General features: G+C 71.3%; 2 protein-coding genes and 1 pseudogene. All 3 read right to left on the bottom strand.

Annotated features, from left to right (window positions below; translation table 11 throughout):
* Nucleotides 1–92: 92 nt before the first annotated feature.
* Nucleotides 93–934, bottom strand: a pseudogene (gene efeU / locus ADK60_RS22175) (iron uptake transporter permease EfeU).
* Nucleotides 935–984: 50 nt separating this feature from the next.
* Nucleotides 985–2,313, bottom strand: a complete 1,329-nt coding sequence (gene efeB, locus ADK60_RS22170) for an iron uptake transporter deferrochelatase/peroxidase subunit (protein WP_053648366.1) — start codon at nt 2,311–2,313, stop codon at nt 985–987.
* Between the two features lie 111 nt (nt 2,314–2,424).
* Nucleotides 2,425–3,564, bottom strand: coding sequence for an iron uptake system protein EfeO (gene efeO, locus ADK60_RS22165; protein WP_053648364.1), 1,140 nt, complete (start codon nt 3,562–3,564; stop codon nt 2,425–2,427).
* Nucleotides 3,565–3,583: the final 19 nt, after the last annotated feature.

Raw genomic sequence — 3,583 nt, 5'->3', positions numbered from 1 at the left:
GCGGACGCCCCGGCCGGTGGGTTCCGGGCGGGGCGTTGCGTGGTGTTGTGGGTGCGCCGGGTGGCGCGGGCCGGTGGTGTCGGGCGGTGGTGTCAGGCGGTGGGGTGTGCCTGGGCGGGCTTGGGGGTGGTGGGTTTGGCGGGGCCGCCGAGGAGGCCGAAGAAGAACGCCAGGGTCGGTGCGAGGTAGGCGAGCCAGACGACGAGCTGGAGGACGCTGGGGTCGGGCTGGAAGTTGAACACGCCCTTGAGGAGGGTGCCGTACCAGCTGTCCTTGGGGACGGTGGTGGAGATGTCGAAGGCGAGGTTGTGCAGGCCGGGCAGCCAGCCCGCCTCCTGGAGGTCGTGGACGCCGTAGGCGAGGACGCCGGCGGCGACGACGACGAGCATGGCGCCGGTCCAGGTGAAGAACTTCGCGAGGTTGATCTTGAGGGCGCCGCGGTAGAACAGCCAGCCGAGGAGGGCGGCGGTGAGCAGGCCGAGGGCGGCGCCGACGATCGGGTTGTAGCCGTCCTCGGTGGCCTGGACGGCGGTCCAGATGAACAGGGCGGTCTCCAGGCCCTCGCGGCCGACGGCGAGGAAGGCGGTGGCCACCAGTGCGCCGGTGCCCATGGCGAGTGCGGCGTCGAGCTTGCCGTGGAGTTCGCTCTTGAGGTGGCGGGCGGTGCGGCGCATCCAGAAGACCATCCAGGTGACCAGGGCGACGGAGACGATCGACAGTGAGCCGCCGAGGGCTTCCTGGGCCTCGAAGGACAGTTGCGAGGAGCCGAACTGCAGCACCGCGCCGAAGGCCATGGACAGCAGCACGGCCGCGCCGACGCCGGTCCACACCGGCGGGAGCTTCTGCCGGTCTTGACCAGGTAGGCGATGAGGATGCAGACGACCAGGCTGGCTTCGAGTCCTTCGCGCAGGCCGATCAGATAGTTGGCGAACACGCCGGCTCCCTGGGGGTGAGGAGGGTGGTACGGGCGAAACGGGCGGGAGGTCAGCCGAAGAGGGCCTGGCCCCACCACTCGCCGGGCTTGCGGACGCCCGCGGGGCAGGCGAAGTGGGCCGAACCGACGTGCTGGATGTACTCGTTCAGCGCGTCGGAGGCCGCGAGCCGCTGCTGCAGCGGGACGAACGCCTTACGGGTGTCCCGCTGGTAGGCCAGGAAGAACAGGCCCGCGTCCAGCCGGCCGAGGCCGTCGGTGCCGTCGGTGAAGGAGAAGCCGCGGCGCAGGATCATCAGGCCGTCGTTGGACTCCGGGTGGGCCAGCCGGACATGGGCGTCGTCGGGCATCGCCTTGAGGTCCGGGGCGTCGTGCTCCTTGGTCCGCCCGTACGCGGCGCCCTCGCCCTTGGTGCGGCCGAAGACGTCCTCCTGCTCCTTGAGCGAGGTGCGGTCCCAGGTCTCGATGTGCATCCGGATCCGGCGGGCCACCAGGTAGGAGCCGCCGGTCATCCAGTCCGGGCCCTCGCCGGGGGCGGCCCAGACGTGCTCGGCGAGCTTCGCGGTGTCGGTGCCGGCGATGTTGTGGGTGCCGTCCTTGAACCCCATCATGTTGCGCGGGGTCTGCGCGTCCGGGGTGGTGGACGAGGTCTTGCCGAAACCCAGCTGCGACCAGCGGATGTTGACGGTGCCCATGCCGATCCGGGCCAGGTTGCGGATCGCGTGGACCGCCACCTGCGGGTCGTCGGCGCAGGCCTGGATACACAGGTCGCCGCCGCTGCGCTGCGGGTCGAGGTTGTCGCCCTTGAACTTCGGGAGGTCGATCAGGGCCTCGGGCCGCCTGGCCTTGAGGCCGAAGCGGTCCACGCCGTCCTTCTCGAACAGGCTCGGACCGAAGCCGATGGTGAGGGTGAGCCGGGAGGCCGGCAGGCCCAGGGCCTCGCCGGTGTCGTCCGGCGGCGCCTCCGGCAGACCGCTGGCGGCGCCGCTGCCGACCTCGCGGCCGCCGGTCATCGCGGCGGCGGCCTTGGTCCACTCCTTCAGCATCCGGACCAGCGAGTCGCGGGTGGCGCTCGACGAGATGTCGAACGCCGCGAAGTGCAGCCGGTCCTGGACGGGGGTGGCGATGCCCGACTGGTGGTCGCCGAAGAACGGGATGTCCGCGGTGGCGGCGGGCGCGGCCGGGGTGTCGTCGTCCTGGCGGGTCGCGGCGGCGACCGAGCCGACACCGGCGGCACCCAGCGCGACCCCGGCACCGGCCCAGCCGATGACGGCACGGCGGCTGACCGGGGCGCGGCCGGCGGACGCCTCTGCGGTGGCGTCGGCGGTGGCGTCAGTAGTGACAGCCGGCGTCGCGTTCTGCTGCTGGTTCTCGGCGTCCATGGGCGGGTGGACCCTTCTCTGTGCTGAACTCACGGATGCCGCGGCGGCCGCAGGGGCCGCCACGGCGGAGTACCGGATGTGGTGCGGGGTCCGGTGCGCGCGCCGCGGATGTTACTTGACGACCACGGCGGCGGCGAGCTTGGAGAGGGGCTCGCCGAGGGAGTTGACGGCGTCGGAGAAGGTCTTGCGCTCGGTCTCGGTGACCTTGTCGTAGGAGGTGTAGCTGCCGTCGGCCTGCTTGTACTTGGCGAGCAGGGTCTGGATGGCGGCGAACTCGGAGTCCAGGGTCCTGGCGAGTTCCGCGTCCTTCTCGGCGGCGACGGGCTTGAGGAGCTGGTAGGCCTTCTCGGCGCCCTCGACGTTGGCGGCGAAGTCGGCGAGGTCGGTGTGGCTGTAGCGGTCCTCCTCGCCGGTGACCTTGCCGGTGGCGACCTCGTCGAGGAGTTCCTTGGCGCCGTTGGCCATGCTGGTGGCGGTGATCTCGGCCTCGGGGATCTTCTTCTGCCAGTCCTTGAGGTCGGCGACCAGCTGGTCGGCGAGCTTCTTCTCGGCGTCGCCGATGACGGCGTCCGCCCACAGGGACTTCTCCAGCTTGTGCCAGCCGGTCCATTCCTGGCCGGGCTCGAGGCCGTCCTCGCGGGTGTCGGTCCTGGGGTCGACGTCGCCGAAGCTCTCGGCGACGGGCTCGGTGCGCTCCCAGCCGGTGCGCGAGGGTGCGTAGAGGGACTTGGCCTTCTCGAGTTCGCCGGCCTTGATCGCGGCGGCGAAGGCCTCGACGGCGGGGATCGTGGCGTCGGCCTGTTCCTGGGCGTACGTGCGGTAGGAGTCGACGGCGGCAGTCAGGCGGGGGTCGGTGGGGGCGGCGGTGCCGTCGCCGGTGACGGTGATCCTCTGGCGGATGCCGTCGCCGACCATGCCGGGCTTGCAGGCGACCTCGTAGGAGCCGGCCTTGATCTCGGCGGTGATGGTGGCCCTGGTGCCGGGGCCGATGTTCTCGCGCTCGGTGACGATCTTGTCGCCGGCGGCGTAGACGTAGACCTCGGTGACCTTGGATCCCTTGTTGGCGATGTCGATGCTGACGTGGCCGGCCGGGAACGTCGTCCTCGACACCTCGCAGGCGGTGTCGGTGGCGTTGACCTTGACGGCGTCGGCCGCGGCCTTGTCGTCCTTCTTCTGCGAGCAGCCGGCCAGTGCGGCGGTCGCCACGGCGAGGGTGAGCAGCGTGGCGGCGGTGGAACGACGGGCGGACATGCGGGCTCCAGCGGTCAGG

The sequence above is a fragment of the Streptomyces sp. XY431 genome (genome assembly GCF_001279805.1).
Classification (GTDB): Bacteria; Actinomycetota; Actinomycetes; order Streptomycetales; family Streptomycetaceae; genus Kitasatospora; species Kitasatospora purpeofusca.
This window is presented reverse-complemented; position numbering and strand designations above follow the sequence as displayed.